The 262-nt window shown below is 55.7% G+C and carries 1 rRNA gene; it reads left to right on the top strand.

Annotation, left to right across the window (positions count from 1 at the left end):
- Positions 1 to 262 (top strand): 16S ribosomal RNA (locus N5923_RS00080); the annotation flags it as partial.

Genomic DNA, 262 nt, shown 5'->3' with positions numbered 1-262 from the left:
TCGGCAGAGATGCCTTAGTGCCTTCGGGAACCGTGAGACAGGTGCTGCATGGCTGTCGTCAGCTCGTGTTGTGAAATGTTGGGTTAAGTCCCGCAACGAGCGCAACCCTTATCCTTTGTTGCCAGCGCGTAATGGCGGGAACTCAAAGGAGACTGCCGGTGATAAACCGGAGGAAGGTGGGGATGACGTCAAGTCATCATGGCCCTTACGGCCAGGGCTACACACGTGCTACAATGGCGCATACAAAGAGAAGCGAACTCGC

The sequence above is a fragment of the Winslowiella arboricola genome (assembly GCF_025527015.1).
Lineage (GTDB): Bacteria > Pseudomonadota > Gammaproteobacteria > Enterobacterales > Enterobacteriaceae > Erwinia > Erwinia arboricola.
The sequence above is the reverse complement of the archived record's forward strand: the minus strand, read 5'-3'. Positions and strand labels throughout refer to the sequence as shown.